This window comes from Agrobacterium sp. D14 (assembly GCF_001526505.1).
Lineage (GTDB): Bacteria > Pseudomonadota > Alphaproteobacteria > Rhizobiales > Rhizobiaceae > Agrobacterium > Agrobacterium leguminum.
Window position 1 is genome coordinate 1 of sequence record NZ_ASXX01000013.1, and the last position, 17003, is coordinate 17003.

The following is a 17003-nucleotide window of genomic DNA, read 5'->3' on the forward strand; positions in this document are numbered from 1 at the left end:
ATCCACGGTTGCTTGTCCCGAGCATCTGCGACGTATCTTTTAAACGAGGCGTGGTTGGATCCTCGGGACAAGCCCGAGGATGACGTCGAGAGTGGGTGACTTTCGGCCGTGATCTGGTTGCAGTAGCGATCCGGCCAATATTGTTCTCCCCCTCAAGCGGCCCGCCCATATTCCGCCTGCCGCCGGGTGGCCGTGGCGAGCTGGAACTGCGCGAGCAGCTCGTTGAGCGCCGCCGCTTCCGAGGCGAGCCCGTGGCTTGCGGCCGTCTGTTCCTCAACCATGGCGGCATTCTGCTGCGTGCCCTGATCGATGGTGTTGATGGCGGTGTTGATTTCCTGAAGGCCGGTGGACTGTTCGCGCGACGACGTCACGATGGCGTCGATGTGGCGATTGATCTCCTGCACTTCGCGGACGATGGTTTCCAGCGCCTTGCCGGCATTGCCGACGAGATCGACACCCGATTGTACCTGCGATGTCGAGGCGTTGATCAGCGTCTTGATCTCCTTCGCCGCATTGGCGGAGCGCTGGGCAAGCTCGCGCACCTCCTGTGCGACGACGGCGAACCCCTTGCCGGCCTCACCGGCGCGGGCGGCTTCCACACCGGCATTCAGCGCCAGAAGGTTGGTCTGGAAGGCGATCTCGTCGATCACGCCGATGATGTTGCTGATCTCGGACGACGATTTTTCGATGCCTTCCATGGCGCGAACTGCATCTTCGACGATGACGCCGGACTGTTCGGCATTGTTGCGGGCGCGGTCGACCAGACGGCCCACTTCTTCCGCGCGGCGGGCGGAATCCTTGACCGTCGTGGTGATTTCCTCAAGCGCCGCCGCAGTTTCTTCCACGGAAGCTGCCTGCTGCTCGGTGCGCCGTGCGAGATCGTCGGCGGACTGACGGATTTCGCCGGCCCCGGCGTCGATGGCGCGGGCGTTCTGGCCGACGGTGCTGAGCGCTGCGTTCAGCTTGGCAACGGAATTGTTGAAATCATCGCGCAGACGGTCGATGCGGGTCACGAAAGGTGTGTCGATGCGGTAGTTGAGGTCGCCATCGGAAAGATGCGCCAATCCACGGGCAAGCGAATCGACCGCGAACTGGATGTCGGCGGCGTCCTTTGCCGCCAGTCTTTCGCGCTCGCTGCGCTCCCGTTCGGAAAGCGTGCGGTTTTCTTCGGCATCGCCTTCGAGGCGCAGGCGTTCCATGGCGTTCGACCGGAACACGGCGACGGCCGCGGCCATGGAGCCGATCTGGTCGGTGCGCTCCTGACCGGGAATGGCGACCTCGAGATTGCCGGATGCGAGGCCTTCCATGGCTGACGTCATCTGCGTCACCGGGCGGACGATGAAGCGGGACAGCACGGTGGCCAAGAGACCGATCATGATCGCGGCGGCGAGAATTGTGGCGATGGTCGCCGCCAGGCGGAACTGGCCAATGGCGCCATAGGCAACATCGGAATCGACGACAAAGCCGAGATACCAGTCGACCGAGGGCAGGCCCGCCACCGGAATGAAGCTGGTGATCTTGCCCTTGCCGTCGATTTCCGTCTGCGAAATCGCCGAGGAAATGGCCGGCGTATTGACCTTGAACAGATCGGTCAGCGGCTTGTCGACGAATTTCGGATCGGGGTGAATAAGGATCTTGCCGTCCTTGCTGACGAGGAACGCATATCCGTCCGCGCCGGCATCCACCGACTTGATCATGTTGACCAGCGAATTGAGCGAGAAGTCGCTGCCCGTCACGCCAGCCAGCTTGCCATCGATGGAAACGGGAATTGCGGCGGTGATGATGAGGCCGCCGGTCGAGGCGTCGTTATAGGGTTCGGTCAGAACCGTCTTGCCGGCCTTGACCGCATCCAGATACCACGGGCGCTTGCGCGGGTCATATCCTTCCGGCAGCGGTGTTTTGGGGAAGGTGGTGAAGCTTCCCGTTTCGGCATTGCCGAAATAGGTCGACATGAACTGCGCGGTCAGAACGTCGTTTTCCAGAAACCGCAGCTTCGCCTCTTCATCCGGAAGCTTGGCAAGCGTCTTTGCCACTGTTTCCGTCAGCATGATGCGGCCATTCAGCCAGTTGGCGATGCTTTGCGCGGCCTGCTTGCCGGAAGAATCGATATTTTCTGCCACCGCTTCTGTTGTGACGCGGTGCTGAAGGCTGTCGATGTAGAAGGAAAAACCGGCAAAGGCGGCGACGACAAGCGAAGACGCCGCAAAGAGAATGCGTGTCATGAGGTTGGTTTTTTTGGGCAAGCTACACGTCCTTGGAACAGGATGTACCGTTCGGCTCATCTTGTGAAATGGTGGGAAAGACATGCCAGAAAGGCGGGAATATTCTGCATCATGCAGCTTGTGATTTAAAAGAACTACGCGATGTTCTAATGAATAAAGCAGAATGGTAAAATTCAGCTAAATTTGTCTTATGTCATGTCGTTTGCGCTGAGGCCGGAGCGGCGCCGTTTGTTTGCGTAAATTTTGATCACTCATCCGCAAAGGTTGCGTGCAGGAAGGGAATATTTTATTCATCACCATGCTGCCGTTGCGCAATTCGCGGGCAACGGCCAAAGTTCAGGTGAATTACAATGTCTTCGTCGGTTGTTGCAGAAACCGTTCCGTCCGGATCGGGGTCGTGGTTTTCGCATTTTCAGGCTACGCTTGCGCTGGGAATTCCGCTCATCGGTGCGCAGCTCGCGCAGCTTGGCATCCATACAACGGATATGGTCATCGTCGGACAGCTTGGCGCTGAAAAGCTGGCGGCCATGGTGCTGGCCGGGCAGTTCTTTTTCGTCGTCTTCATTTTCGGCTCCGGCTTTTCCGTGGCCGTGGTGCCGATGGTGGCGCAGGCCTACGGGCAGGGGGATGCGACGGCGGCCCGTCGCTCGCTGCGCATGGGCATGTGGGTGGCTATCGCCTATTGGCTGCTCGCCCTGCCGATCTTCTTTAATGCCGAGCGCATTCTCATTTCTCTCGGGCAGAACCCCAATGTGGCGGCGTTGACCGGCCATTATCTCGCCATCGCCAAATTCGGCCTTTTGCCGGCGCTGCTGTTTTATGTCCTGCGCGGGCTCGTCAGCGCCATCGGGCGCGCCGGCATCATTCTTTATGTCACCATCATCATGCTGGTGATGAACGGTGTGCTTGCCTATGCGCTGGTGTTCGGCCATTTCGGATTGCCCACCATGGGCATGAACGGTGCTGCCGTCGTTGCCGTCATCGTCAATGCCTTCAGCTTCATCTTCATCGTCGCCTATGTGCAGACGCGGGAGGAAACCAGGAAATACGAGCTGTTCGTGCGTTTCTGGCGGCCGGACTGGCATGCGCTCTTCGAAGTGCTGCGCCTCGGCCTGCCGATCAGTATCACCATCCTTGCCGAAGTGACGCTGTTCGCCGCCGCCTCGATCCTCATGGGGCAGATCGGCACCGTGCAGCTTGCGGCGCACGGCATCGCCCTGCAGCTCGCCTCCATCGCTTTCATGATTCCGCTCGGCCTGTCGCAGGCGGCGACCGTGCGGGTGGGCATCGCCCGCGGTCAAGGAGACTTCAAGAACCTCATCCGCGCTTCCATCATGGTCTATGCGATTGCCTGCGGTATTGCCATTTGCGGCGGCATCCTGTTTGCGGCCGTGCCGGAATTTCTGGCGAAATGGTTCCTGGATGCGAAATTGCCCGAGGCGGCGGAAGTGCTTGCCTATGCCAGCAGCCTGGTGGTGATCGCCGGCATCTTCCAGCTTGTCGACGGCATTCAGGCCGTGACGGCGGGCCTGCTGCGCGGATTGAAGGATGCGCGCATTCCGGCGATGCTGGCGCTGATTTCCTATTGGCCGATCGGGCTGGCGCTTGCCTGGACCATGGCCTTTCCGCTCGGCTTTGGCGGGCGCGGCGTCTGGTTCGGCTTCGTGATCGGCCTTTCGACGGCGGCCGTTCTGCTCACCGTCCGCTTCGTCCTTCTGGTGAAGCGTGAAATGCAAACGGCCCGCTGAAAAGCGGGCCGCATAATCTTTCCTGATTTTACGAAGTATCAGCGCTCGGCGAGCGCTGCCTCGCCTTGTCTTTCGCGCAGCAGGTTGACGAAGCGGCGGAAGAGATAGTGGCTGTCCTGCGGGCCGGGCGATGCTTCCGGGTGGTGCTGGACGGAGAAGACCGGCTTGCCGACGATGCGCAGGCCGCAATTGGTGCCATCGAACAGCGAGATATGGGTCTCTTCGACGCCTTCGGGCAGCGACTTGGTGTCGACTGCAAAGCCGTGGTTCATGGAGACGATTTCAACCTTGCCGGTGGTGAAGTCCTTGACCGGGTGGTTGGCGCCGTGGTGGCCCTGGTGCATCTTTTCGGTCTTTGCACCGACGGCGAGACCGAGCATCTGGTGGCCGAGGCAGATGCCGAAGATCGGCAGTTCGCTCTTGATGAGATTCTGGATGACCGGCACGGCATATTCGCCCGTCGCGGCCGGGTCTCCCGGACCGTTGGAGAGGAACACGCCATCCGGCTTCAGCGCCAGAATGTCTTCGGCCGACGTCTGGGCCGGAACGACCGTGACCTTGCAATCCAGACCGGCAAAGAGGCGCAGGATGTTGCGCTTGACGCCGAAATCGACGCAGACGACGTGGTATTTGGCATCGGCTTCGCCGAGCGTGCCATAACCCTTGTTCCACACCCACGGCGTTTCCGTCCAGGTGGAGGACTGGCCGGAGGTGGCTTCGATGGCGAGATCGAGACCGACGAGGCCGCTCCAGGCCTTGGCTTCCGCCTTCAGCGCTTCGATGTCGAAGACGCCGTTCGGGTCATGGGCGATGACCGCGTTCGGCGCGCCATTTTCGCGGATCCATGCGGTGAGCGCGCGGGTGTCGATGCCGCAAAGGCCAATGACGCCACGGGCCTTCAGCCAGGCATCGAGATGCTTGGCGGCGCGGAAGTTCGACGGATCGGTGATGTCGGCCTTGAAGATGACGCCGACGGCGCCGCGACGGGCGGCGGGCGTCAGGTCTTCGATGTCTTCCTCATTGGTGCCGACATTGCCGATATGCGGGAAGGTGAAGGTGACGATCTGGCCGAGATAGGAAGGATCGGTCAGGATTTCCTCGTAACCCGTAAGCGCCGTGTTGAAGCAGACTTCGGCCTGAACCTTGCCGGTTGCGCCAATGCCCGTTCCTTCAATCACCGTGCCATCGGCAAGAACAAGCATTGCGGTCGGTTTGCGGGTAGTCCAGGGCGCTGTCTCGGTCATCTCGTTCCGTTTCTGCCGCTTTGCACCCCGCCTCTTGAAAGGCAGGGGGTAAGGGGCCATTTTTGTCGCAGGCTTCGTGACATAAAGGGGCGCGCGATAAAGCTCGCGTTCCGACCCTTCGTTAAAATCTCGTGCAGGTGCCGGAAAATAACGAAAGCAGCCCAAGCGGTCAACCGCAGGGCCAAGATTTACGTGGAATTAAACCACCGTATTTTCAAGGTCTTATGCATTTGATTTGCTTGAGCGTGTCTGCTCGTTTATGTCGTTTCGCAAAATGAGGTGGAAAGTTTCCGTATCGAGAAGCTGCGGAAAGCGCTTTCCCAAGGAGAAGAAAAATGATGCGCGACACGTTCGCAAACGCTTTGAAGGACGCATTGAAGGCTCGTGATGCACGCCGCACCTCGACCGTGCGCCTCATCCAGACCGCCATCAAGGATCGCGATATCGCCAATCGCGGCGTGGGCAAGGACCCCGTCAGCGATGAGGACATCATGCAGATCCTGACCAAGATGGTGAAGCAGCGGGAAGAATCCGCCAATATCTATGAAGGCGCCGGCCGCCCCGAGCTTGCAGCTCAGGAGCGCGAGGAAATCGTCATCATCAAGGAATTCATGCCGGAAGAAATCCCGGCCGAGAAGGTGCGCGAACTCTGCCAGGCCGTTATCACTGAGACCGGCGCGTCCGGCCTGCGCGACATGGGCAAGTGCATGAACGCGCTGAAGGAGCGTTATCCCGGCCAGATCGACTTCGCCAAGGCTTCCGGCGTCGTCAAGGATTTGCTGAAGTAAGTTCGGGCATCCTTAAAAAGTAAAGGCAGGGCAGATGTGGGCTGCCCTGCCTTTTTTCTGTCGATGAAAACGCATTCCGGCGGATCAAAATGCGGTCCTTCACAGGTTTTTTTCGGGGGACGTGCCTGCGGGCGTCGGCAGATTATACGGAGGTCAATTGCTGCCTTCGCTGATGTTTTTACATCGCCGCTGCGGCCGGCTCAAATTACAAAAACATAATTTTTGGTGATGCTGCGGTGCCATAAATTCGCCCGAAGCGGGCGCAAAGGCGATGTGATTTTGCCGTCGTGGCCTGTGAATATCGGGTATTCCTGTTCTTTAAGTTTTGTGCTGGCCTCTTTCCGCGCTTATATGAAAGACTGGCCTCGAATAGGTAACCCATGCGCTTTTCCAACTCTTTCCTCGATGAGATACGCGACCGCGTGAACATCTCCGATGTGATCGGCCGACGTGTGTCCTGGGACAAGAAGAAGACCAACACGTCGCGCGGGGATTATTGGGCCTGCTGCCCGTTCCATGGGGAAAAAAGCCCGAGCTTCCATTGCGAGGACCGCAAGGGGCGGTATCATTGCTTCGGTTGCGGCGTTTCCGGCGATCACTTCCGCTTTCTGACCGAGCTTGAAGGTTTGAGTTTTCCGGAGGCCGTGCAGCAGATTGCCGATATGGCCGGCATCTCCATGCCGCAGCCCGATCCGCAGGCGGAAAAGCGCGAGCGCGAGCGCACCTCGCTTCAGGACGTCATGGAAATGGCAACGCTGTTCTTTCAGGACCAGTTACAGACCGCGCTCGGTGCGCGGGCGCGGGCTTACCTGCGCGATCGCGGGTTGACCGGGCGCACCATCGAGACTTTCCGGCTGGGTTATGCGCCCGATAGCCGCAATGCGCTGAAAGAGCATCTGGCGAGCAAGGGCGTAACGAAGGAACAGATGGAGGCCTGCGGGCTGGTGGTACATGAGAATGTGCCGGTCTCCTACGACCGCTTCCGCGATCGCATCATGTTCCCGATCCTGTCGTCGCGGGAAAAGGTGATCGCCTTTGGTGGCCGCGCCATGGCGGCGGATGCGGTGGCGAAATATCTGAACTCCAACGAAACAGAGCTCTTTCACAAGGGCAATGTTCTCTACAATTTCGCCCGCGCCCGGCGCGCCTCGCAGGCGGCAGGCGGTTCGGTCATCGCCGTCGAAGGTTATATGGATGTTATCGCGCTCTATCAGGCGGGTGTGGAAAATGCCGTCGCCCCGCTCGGCACGGCGCTGACCGAAAGCCAGCTCGATCTCCTCTGGAAAATGTCGCCGCAGCCGATCCTCTGCTTCGATGGCGATGGCGCCGGCATTCGCGCCGCCAACCGTGCGGCCGATCTTGCCCTGCCGCATATCAAGCCGGATCGTTCCGTCAGCTTTGCGCTTCTGCCCGATGGCAAGGATCCGGACGATCTCGTGCGGCTGGAGGGGCGTGCGCCTTTCGACCGGGTACTTTCAGAGGCCAAGCCGCTGGCCGCGATGATCTGGAGCCGCGAGACCTCCGGTGTTACTTTCGATACGCCGGAAAAACGCGCGCAGCTTGAAAGCCGGTTGCGGCAGATCGTGGCCGTGATCGGCGACGAGACGGTGCGGCGGTTTTACCAGCAGGATATGCGCGACAGGCTGAACGGCTTTTTCCAGCCGCGTTTTCAGCAAAGCGGGGCTCAGAACGGCAATTTCCGCCGCAATGGCGCGCAGCCGGCGGGACGCGGCTTCCAGCGCAATGCGCCGGGGCGGGGCGGGGCGATGGCTGCACCGACCAGCAGCATTTCAGACCGGCTGGCGCAATCCGGTCTCGTCAGGGGTTACCAGACCAAGCCTTCGCTCCGGGAAAGCGTTCTTGCCATCACCATCGTCAACCATCCCGAATTGCTGCTCGAGGAATATGACGAGATCGCCGCCATCGACTACGAGAACCGCGATTTGCAGCGCCTGTGGTCGACGGTGCTGACCTATGCGGCGGAAAGTGCGGCGGAGATTTCGCGGGCCGGGCTGATCGAGCGCCTGTCGCAGCAGGGTTTCGAGGTGCTTTTGAAGGCCATGGATCAGCAGGTGCGCAATGCCCGCCTGTGGACGGCGACGGAGCAGGCGGCGATGGAGGATGCGCGCGAGGGTTATGTGCAGGCGCTTTCCCTGCATAAGAGGACGAAATCCCTGCTCTGGCAGAAAAAGGAACTGGAGCGGGAAATCGCCGAGGCGACGGATGACGAACGCGGTACATTGCTGGTGCGGGCGCTGGCCGAAGTGCAGCTGGAAATCGGCCGTATGGAAAATCAGGAGGCGATCATCGATGGTTTCGGGGTCATGTCCGGCCGGGTGAAGGGGCCGGCCGTCGGCCATGGCTGAGGGCGGTCGGCAGAATTGAAAGGTGTTTGGGGTTGCCTTTTGCGGCAGGCGTCCTAAATAGGGGATAGTCTGGTGATAACCCGCAAAATGCGGCTCTTTTTAAGAATTTCCTTGGCTGTCTCGCCTTCAAAGGCTTGACGGGGCGGGAAATAGCGGGAATCACCATTTCAGGAAAAGTAAGGTGGAATGAGCCTTGGCGGATAGAAATTGCATGAGCAAGCATTTCCGGGTGCACTGTCTTTGCATTCTGCCTGAGGCTGCCGTGGTTAATCGGCAATTAAAGATCACTCCGTTAGGTGTCTGACAGTGATTCGCGGCAATGCGCCGGATGCTCAAGGGGCGGACGGCGATGCGGCGGAACAGGTGTTAGCGTCAGGGAAAGCGACGAGATAGATGGCAACCAAAGTCAAAGAAAACGAAGAAGCAGAAAACGAACGCGACGGTGCGACGGACGGCCCGCTTCTCGACCTTTCGGATGACGCGGTCAAGAAAATGATCAAGGCCGCCAAGAAGCGCGGCTATGTGACGATGGACGAGCTGAATTCCGTCCTGCCGTCCGAAGAGGTGACCTCCGAGCAGATCGAGGACACGATGGCGATGCTGTCCGACATGGGCATCAACGTGATCGAGGACGAGGACGCCGAGGAAGCCGCCAGCAGTGACGACGACAGCGATTCCGATAGCGACGATTCCGAGGGTGGGGAACTTGCCCCTTCCAGCGGCACCGCGCTTGCGACCGCCAAGAAGAAAGAACCGACCGACCGTACCGACGACCCGGTGCGCATGTATCTGCGCGAAATGGGTTCCGTGGAGCTTCTGTCGCGCGAAGGCGAAATCGCCATCGCCAAGCGCATCGAGGCCGGCCGCGAAACGATGATTTCCGGCCTGTGCGAAAGCCCGCTGACGTTCCAGGCGCTGATCATCTGGCGCGACGAGCTCAACGAAGGCACGACGCTGCTGCGCGAGATCATCGATCTCGAAACCACCTATTCCGGTCCGGAAGCCAAGGCGGCTCCGCAGTTCCAGAGCCCGGAAAAGATCGAAGCGGACCGTAAGGCCGCCGAAGAGAAAGAAAAGACCCGCAAGCTGCGCGCGCCGACCGGCGACGAGGATGTGACGGATGTTGGCGGCGATGGCCTGCCGCCGGAAGAGGAAGAAGAGGACGACGACGAGTCCAATCTTTCGCTTGCCGCGATGGAAGCCGAACTGCGCCCGCAGGTCATGGAAACGCTCGACACCATCGCTGACACCTACAAGAAGCTGCGCAAGCTTCAGGATCAGCAGGTTGAGGCGCGCCTTGCCTGCACCGGCACCCTGTCTTCCGGTCAGGAGCGTCGTTACAAGGAATTGAAGGATCAGCTGATCACTGCCGTCAAGTCGCTGTCGCTGAACCAGAACCGTATCGACAGCCTGGTCGAGCAGCTCTACGACATTTCCAAGCGTCTGATGCAGAATGAAGGCCGGCTGCTGCGCCTTGCCGAATCCTATGGCGTCAAGCGTGACAGCTTCCTTGAGCAGTATCACGGTGCGGAACTCGATCCGAACTGGATGAAGTCGATTGCCAATCTGGCCGCGCGCGGCTGGAAGGAATTCGCCCGCGAGGAAAGCAACACGATCCGCGAGATCCGTCAGGAAATCCAGAACCTCTCCACGGAAACCGGCATTTCCATCGCCGAATTCCGCCGCATCGTTTCGATGGTGCAGAAGGGTGAGCGCGAAGCGCGCATTGCCAAGAAGGAGATGGTCGAGGCCAATCTGCGTCTGGTGATCTCGATTGCGAAGAAATACACCAACCGTGGTCTGCAGTTCCTCGATCTCATTCAGGAAGGCAATATCGGCCTGATGAAGGCGGTCGACAAGTTCGAATACCGTCGCGGTTACAAGTTCTCGACCTATGCGACCTGGTGGATCAGGCAGGCGATCACGCGTTCGATCGCTGACCAGGCCCGCACGATCCGTATTCCGGTTCACATGATCGAAACGATCAACAAGATCGTTCGCACCTCGCGCCAGATGCTGCACGAGATCGGCCGCGAGCCGACCCCGGAAGAACTGGCCGAAAAGCTGGCCATGCCGCTTGAAAAGGTGCGCAAGGTTCTGAAGATCGCCAAGGAGCCGATTTCGCTTGAAACCCCCGTGGGCGACGAAGAGGATTCGCATCTCGGCGACTTCATCGAGGACAAGAACGCGCTGCTGCCTATCGACGCCGCCATTCAGGCGAACCTGCGCGAGACGACAACCCGCGTTCTGGCTTCGCTGACGCCGCGTGAAGAGCGTGTTCTGCGCATGCGTTTCGGCATCGGTATGAATACGGACCATACGCTGGAAGAAGTCGGCCAGCAGTTCTCGGTCACGCGCGAACGTATCCGCCAGATCGAGGCGAAGGCGCTGCGTAAGCTGAAGCATCCGAGCCGCTCCAGAAAGCTGCGCAGCTTCCTCGACAGCTAAGCTGTTTGTTTCCTTTAAAATTGAACCCGGTCAGTCAGCGCTGGCCGGGTTTTTTGTTTCCCGCACTGGCGAACTCTGCGACAAGCCTTATGTGTGAAAACAGGCATTCCGCTTTTGCTGGATAAGCCCGGGTTCGATTTGGTTCGATGAGATGCAACAGATTTCGGCAAGCAAATGGCGGAGGGGAGGATGGGCTGTGCCCGTCTCCGTGCTGCTGCATCTTGCCGTCGTCGCGCTTTTCTTTTTCGAGCTGCCGGAGCGGATAGCCGAGCCGCAGGAGCCTGAGAGCATTAGCGTCGATCTGGTGTCTCAGCCCGAGGAGAAAAAGGCGGAAGAGGCCCCGCCGCCGGGTGAAGAGAAGGCGAAAGAGGAAAAGCCGCAACCTCCACCGCCGCCGCCCGCTCCTCCGGCGGAAGAGGCAAAACCTTTGCCGCAGCCGCAGGCGACGTTACCGGCCATAGCCATGAGGCCCGAGGAAACGCAGGCGGACCCCGAGGACAAACCGGGCAAGACGGAGGAAGCGGAAAAGACCGAGCCTTCTGCGGAGCCTGCAAGCCAGCCTGAGAAAACGGCTGAGGAAAAGCCCGCAGCTCCTGCCGCCAACAGCGATCTTCAGGCTTCCGCCGCACAGGGGGAGATCGCGGTTTCACCCGTGAAGGAAGAAGCGCAGCCCGATCAGCCGCCGGTGCCGCAGGCCAAGCCGACTGAGGAAAAGCCGGCGGAAGTGACGGAAAAGAAGCCCGCGAAGCTTCCGGCGGCCAAAAACCTCCTGTCTTCGGCCATGCTGTCACCGGCGCAGAGACGCCAGATGTTTGGCGATCTGCCACCGCGTCGCCGCGTCGTTCAGCTTTGCAGCACCGAAGCCCTTGCCCAGATTCAGGGTGCGGGATTTGCCGCCAGAGGCATGATCCCCTATTCGGACACGGGCGGCAGGATTTCCGGTAATTCGATCGATGCTTCCGGCGGCGCGTTCAACACGGGCAATGGCTGGCATGACGTCTCGTTCCAGTGCGAAGTCGATCTGGAAAATTACACGGTGACGGAATTCCGGTTTAAAATCGGAAATGAGGTCAGCCCGGAAGACGCGAAAAAGCGGGGCTTTACGAGGTTTCAGTGAAGGCGGGTGTTCCCAATCAGGAAGCTTCGTTCACATAAGTCTCCTAAACCCGCTCCGCATCCCCCACCAGCAGCCCAATGCCCGCCATCAGTGCATCCTCATCATAGGGCTTCCTGATCACCGGCACGTTGCCGAATTCATCCGGCACCATGCTGCCATCCGCATAACCGGTGGCGAAGAGGAAGGGGACGCCGCGGCGGTGGAGTTCCCGGGCGACGGGGATCGATGTATCGGAGCCGAGATTGATGTCGAGAATGGCCACGTCCGGCACATAGGTCTTCAGCTTTTCAATGGCCATTGCCGACGAGGTTGCCGTTTCGATTGCCTTGATGCCGTTGTCTTCCAGCATGTTCTCGACATCCATGGCGATCAGCATCTGGTCTTCGACGAGTAATACTTTCAACGGCTCCTCCCGGTTATAGCGTCTGGGCTGCGGCGCGGTTTCATCTTCGGTTTGCGTGTCGGCGACTGCCGTGGCCGAGGAAACGTGACGGGAGGGCAGGAGAATTTCCGCCTCCAGCCCGTCAGGCAAATAGCGTATCGTGCTGCGTCCGCCGAGATCGTATGGGATGCTGCGGCTGATGAGCGCGGTGCCGAAGCCCGCGCGCGATGGCGGGGGCAGTTTGGTGGGCAGGATTTCGCGCCACTCAATCTCGCAATCGCGGTTCTCGTCGATGGTCCAGCGCACATGCAATTGCCCGCCATTTTGCGAAAGCGCGCCGTATTTGGCGGCGTTCGTCGCCAGCTCATGCAGAACAAGAGCCATGACGGAAAAAGCGCGCGAATCGAGCGTCACCTGCGGGCCGGTCAGTTTCACAACGGTTTCCGGCGAGCGGTGCGGCGACAGTTCGGCATCCAGAAGATCGCGAAGCGCGCCGCCGCCTTCACCGCGAATGATCTGGTCATGGGCAAAGGACAATGCCTGAATGCGGCCCTTCAGGGCGGTCACATATTCCTGCAGGGTCTTGCCCTCCTGCGAGGGATTGCCGACCAGCGATTTGATGATGGCGAGAACATTTTTGACGCGGTGGTTGAGCTCCTCGTTCAGCATGCGCTGGCGAACTTCTGCGCGTTCCCTTTCGCCCGCCATCAGTTCGCTGTGATGGAATGCGACCTCGACCAGCGCAATCCTCGCCGCTTCCGCGATCTCCCGGTCGGCTTCCGACCAGGGCTGCGCCTGCAGGCGGACCGTCTCTTTCCAGATCGCAAAGCTCTTGCGCGGGGTAAGGCGGTCGCCCATCGGGCCGGTCTCATAGGATTTTTCCGGATTGCCGGCCCAGTTCAGGTTTTGCACGATCTCCTTGCGGAAAAACAGCAGGTAGTCGTTTTTCACCTGCGACAGCGGGATGGCGAGCATTCCAGCTGCCGTGCCGGCATAGATTTCCGCCTCCGGTATGGCCTGCGACAGCGCATGCGTCGCCCAGACCTTGCCTTCCGACGCCGAGGCGACGAAGCGCGCCAGCCTTGGAATGGCGTCATGCGGCGGTGTTGCGCCATGGCCGTGCCAGTTGTTTCCCACCCATAGGCCGACGCCATCGCAGGGCATCAGATCGGCAAAATCCTGAAAGCTGTCGATCAGCAGTTCTTCGATGTTGGCGTGATGGGCGGCAAGCCGAAGAAAGCGGTCAAGCGCGGCATGGGCATGGTTGACGGTATCGAGCCTGCGCTTCTGTTTCAGAACCTGCAAATGCATGGAGAAAAACTCTCCGAACATTTCAGCGGCGATCCGGACCGGCATCGTCAACACGCGCGGGGAATAATGATGGCAGGCGATCAGGCCCCATAGCGCACCGTCGACAATTACCGAAATCGACATGGAAGCCGCAACACCCATGTTGCGAAGATATTCGCAATGGATGGGCGAGACGCTGCGCAGATGCGCAAAGGACATATCGAGAGGTTCGCCCGATGCGTCGAGCGCCGGCAGGACGGAAACCCGGGCTCCGCTCGCATCGGAGATGATGCGCAATGTGTTCTTGAGATAGAGCGCGCGGGCCTGCTGGGGTATGTCGCTGGCGGGGAAATATTGACCGAGAAAGCTTTCCAGCTCCGGCTGCTTGGCTTCCGACACGACCTTGCCGGCGCCGTCTTCCTCGAAACGATAGATCATCACCCGGTCGTAACCGAGCGTCGCCTTTATCAGCCGCGTCGTTCTGGAGATCAGGCTTTCGACGCTGTCCGCCTCGCGGATGCGGTCCACCATCTTGCGCGCGGTGCCCAGCGGCTGCGTTTCGCTGCGGGAGGGTTCGAATTCGATGATCGTGGTGGATTTGTAGCGGTGCAGGGAAATATCGAAGCTGCGGCCGTCGCTCATTTCCATGGCGGGCAGCATGGCGGGACGTGTGGTTCTGCCGGTGACGGTGAGCGCATTGCGAAGATCGTGGACGAGCTTTTTGCCGAGCACCTCCTCGGCGGTCCTGCCATTGATATCGCCTTCGACGCCGAGCAGTTCGCGGCAGTTTTCAGAATGCCGCAGCACCATGCGCATGGCGTTGTCGCAGGCGATGAGGCAGCCATGCGGTTGAATATAGCCTGGGATGTGGATGGGTTCGCGGTCGCAATTGGTCAGATCGACATGATAGTCACTGGGGGCCATGAATAAGTCTTTCGCACCCTGTGCCTGTCTTGTACGGGGAATATTTTGTTCGTCGAGGAACGGGTAAGCTTGAATAATTCATTCTGATAGTGCCAACCCTTCCCCGTTTTTTGCAACTGTGACGCCGGTTTTCCGTTCTGCTTTTATAGGCCGTCGTCACGCAATTGTCGTATCCATTACGTCATCGGATACAATTTGACATGCTGAAACGTTGGCAGCGCCGATTTTGTTCCAACCCGTTGAAGGAAAAAATGTGCCGCAGAGAAAAATGATCGTCGCCACCCGGGGGCAGGGTCTTTATGAATTCACATCCGAGGCCAAGGCATTCGTCAGCCACGCCGGCTTGGAAGAAGGCCTGCTGACGATCTTCGTCCGGCACACATCCTGCTCGCTGCTTATTCAGGAAAATGCCGATCCCGATGTGCGGCGCGATCTCACGGTGTTTTTCTCCCGTCTCGTGCCGCCTTCGGACGATCCTTCCATGCGCTGGATCATCCACACGCTCGAAGGCCCCGACGATATGCCCGCCCATATCAAATCGGCGCTCACCACGGTTTCCATCGGCGTGCCGATCAGCGACGGCAGGCTCGTGCTCGGCACCTGGCAGGGCCTTTATCTTTTCGAACACCGCGATGAGCCGCATCGGCGCGAAATCGTGCTGCATATCTCGCCGTGATATCCGGATCCGGATCGAGGCGTTCCGCGTTAACCTCCCTGAACGCCTGCTGAACATTCGGTTCTGCTGATATTCAGGCGGGCGGGTCTAGGGTCTCGTCAATCGCCGGGGGATGTTCCCCTGTCGGCAAAGCAACAAACGGAGTGAGTTCATGTTCAGCACCTTCGCAAAAGCCGGCCTGGCTGCCCTCATCGCCCTCGGTGGAATTTCCTTTACTGCGCCGGCGGCTTCCGCAGGCTCGGATGTTCAGTTCAGAGTTCAGGTTCAGGATGGCTATGGCCATCGTCCCGGCTGGGGTCGTCCGGATCGCCCGGGCCGTGGCTGCTCGCCGTGGCTTGCGGAAGAAAAAGCGAGCCGCATGGGCCTTCGCCGCGCCCGCGTGGTTGATGTATCGCCGCGCCGTGTCGTGGTGGCTGGCTTCAACCGTTACGGCCGCGACCGCGTCGTTTTCGCCAATGAGCGCGGCTGCCCCGTCATCCGCCGCTAACAGCGGCGACCTTATCGATCTGCCGATATCCCCGTACGGTAGATGGATCAAAAATGCCCCTCGCTTGTCCGGAAAGGCAGGCGAGGGGCATTTTATTTTGGGTTATGTGAATGGCTGAGCGCAAGACGGAGCAGGAGCGGCGCCGAAGCGCCGCCCGCCGTCGATCTTATTGCTCGAGAGCGAAGGTGACGTTGACCACCACGCTATAGCTGTTCTCGCCAGAAGCGATCGGAACGCTGTCGGCTTCCTTCGCCATCGAAGCGCGCATCATGCCCGCCGGCATTGGCATTGGGCGCTGCGAGTTTTCGCTGATCTGAATGACCCGGCCAAGCTTCACGCCCGCCGCTTCCGTCAGCGTCTTCGCCTTGGCCAGCGCATCGGCAACGGCCAGCTTGCGGGCCTCGGTCACCGTCGCTTCGGGCTTGTCATTGGTGAAGGTGATGTCGCCGCCCTGGTTGATGCCGAGCTTGACGGAGGTATCGAGGATCGTGCCGAGCTTCTTCAGGTCGCGCACCCGTACGGTCAGGCCATTGGACACCTGATAGCCGGTGATCTCGGGCGCGACATAGACGCCATCCTTGGGTTCATAGTGCTTGTAGAGCGGCTGTACCGAGAAGTTGCTGGTCTGCAGGTCGCGGTCCTCGATGGCGGCCTCTTTCAGCGCCTTCAGAACATCGGCAAGCGCCTTGGAGTTTTCGGTAAGCGCCGCAGCCGCGGTCTCCGCCTGCTTGACGACGCTGAAGGACAGGATCGCCATGTCGGGGGCAATGGCCGACTGGCCCTCACCGGAAACACTGATGGTGGCTTCGCGAGGAGTAGCCTCCTGCGCAGACACCTGGGCGGCGAGCGGCATCATGGCTGCTGCGGTCATTGCGGTGAGTGCGAAAAGGCGGGCCGTTTTTGTCTTCATGGTGTTTCCTCGTTGATTGAGTCCCTTTGAAGGGTATTGCCTTAGATTGTGTAGCTAATACGGCGGCACTGCTTTGCGAAAGCATCATTGGCTTGTCGGGCTCAAAAAATTACGTTAGAGCGTGACCCACCGGATTCGAGCCATTGCGAAACCGGTGTTTCGGACTGGTTTTTCCGAAAAGGGCCTGTAGCTCAATGGTTAGAGCCGGCGGCTCATAACCGCTTGGTTGGGGGTTCGAGTCCCTCCGGGCCCACCATTTTCTTTCAAGATCAATTGCTTGGGATGTTTTGCGACTCTTCGCGAGCGCGCGCCTGCCACGTCTGATGCGTGATCTGCTATGCCGATGGCAAATTCCGGCTGCGGAATGAATGCGCCGGAGCCGATCCGGCCTGCCGATGGGG

Annotated in this window: 11 protein-coding genes and 1 tRNA gene; 8 read left to right on the forward strand and 4 right to left on the reverse strand. The window is 59.8% G+C overall.

What is annotated here, in order from left to right; all coding sequences use genetic code 11:
* Positions 1–152 precede the first annotated feature (152 nt).
* On the reverse strand, positions 153–2243 hold the full coding sequence (locus L901_RS10950; protein WP_059756532.1) for a methyl-accepting chemotaxis protein: 2091 nt from the start codon (positions 2241–2243) through the stop codon (positions 153–155).
* A 329-nt stretch (positions 2244–2572) separates the two neighbouring features.
* Between L901_RS10950 and L901_RS10955 the strand changes: the two genes are divergently transcribed.
* Positions 2573–3970: an MATE family efflux transporter gene (locus L901_RS10955; RefSeq protein ID WP_059756536.1), complete on the forward strand. Its 1398-nt coding sequence runs from the start codon at positions 2573–2575 to the stop codon at positions 3968–3970.
* A gap of 38 nt (positions 3971–4008) precedes the next feature.
* Here L901_RS10955 and carA read toward each other — a convergent pair whose 3' ends face one another.
* The gene (gene carA, locus L901_RS10960; protein WP_003522834.1) at positions 4009–5214 is read right to left on the reverse strand and encodes a glutamine-hydrolyzing carbamoyl-phosphate synthase small subunit; all 1206 of its coding nucleotides are present in this window, start codon (positions 5212–5214) and stop codon (positions 4009–4011) included.
* A 335-nt stretch (positions 5215–5549) separates the two neighbouring features.
* Between carA and L901_RS10965 the strand changes: the two genes are divergently transcribed.
* From L901_RS10965 to L901_RS10980, 4 genes are all read left to right on the forward strand, one after another.
* Positions 5550–6002 carry a GatB/YqeY domain-containing protein gene (locus L901_RS10965; RefSeq protein ID WP_003522833.1) on the forward strand — a complete coding sequence of 151 codons (453 nt, stop codon included), beginning with the start codon at positions 5550–5552 and terminating at the stop codon, positions 6000–6002.
* Positions 6003–6382: 380 nt separating this feature from the next.
* The gene (dnaG, locus tag L901_RS10970) at positions 6383–8368 is read left to right on the forward strand and encodes a DNA primase (RefSeq protein WP_059756539.1); all 1986 of its coding nucleotides are present in this window, start codon (positions 6383–6385) and stop codon (positions 8366–8368) included.
* A 393-nt stretch (positions 8369–8761) separates the two neighbouring features.
* Positions 8762–10816: an RNA polymerase sigma factor RpoD gene (gene rpoD / locus L901_RS10975; RefSeq protein WP_035260974.1), complete on the forward strand. Its 2055-nt coding sequence runs from the start codon at positions 8762–8764 to the stop codon at positions 10814–10816.
* Between the two features lie 196 nt (positions 10817–11012).
* Positions 11013–11933: a DUF930 domain-containing protein gene (locus L901_RS10980; RefSeq protein WP_059756542.1), complete on the forward strand. Its 921-nt coding sequence runs from the start codon at positions 11013–11015 to the stop codon at positions 11931–11933.
* Between the two features lie 43 nt (positions 11934–11976).
* Here the strand turns inward: L901_RS10980 and L901_RS10985 are convergent, their stop codons facing one another.
* Positions 11977–14529 (reverse strand): HWE histidine kinase domain-containing protein, encoded by a 2553-nt coding sequence (locus L901_RS10985; RefSeq protein WP_059756545.1) that lies wholly within the window; start codon positions 14527–14529, stop codon positions 11977–11979.
* A gap of 253 nt (positions 14530–14782) precedes the next feature.
* Between L901_RS10985 and L901_RS10990 the strand changes: the two genes are divergently transcribed.
* Both L901_RS10990 and L901_RS10995 read left to right on the forward strand, forming a co-directional pair.
* Complete coding sequence (locus L901_RS10990) at positions 14783–15205, forward strand: secondary thiamine-phosphate synthase enzyme YjbQ (RefSeq protein ID WP_035260980.1); 423 nt, start codon at positions 14783–14785, stop codon at positions 15203–15205.
* Between the two features lie 151 nt (positions 15206–15356).
* Positions 15357–15692, forward strand: a complete 336-nt coding sequence (locus L901_RS10995; protein WP_059756548.1) for a hypothetical protein — start codon at positions 15357–15359, stop codon at positions 15690–15692.
* Positions 15693–15858: 166 nt separating this feature from the next.
* Here L901_RS10995 and L901_RS11000 read toward each other — a convergent pair whose 3' ends face one another.
* Positions 15859–16602 carry an SIMPL domain-containing protein gene (locus L901_RS11000; protein ID WP_059756550.1) on the reverse strand — a complete coding sequence of 248 codons (744 nt, stop codon included), beginning with the start codon at positions 16600–16602 and terminating at the stop codon, positions 15859–15861.
* A gap of 180 nt (positions 16603–16782) precedes the next feature.
* Here L901_RS11000 and L901_RS11005 point away from each other — a divergent pair.
* Positions 16783–16858, forward strand: a tRNA-Ile gene (locus tag L901_RS11005).
* The last annotated feature ends 145 nt before the right edge of the window (positions 16859–17003 follow it).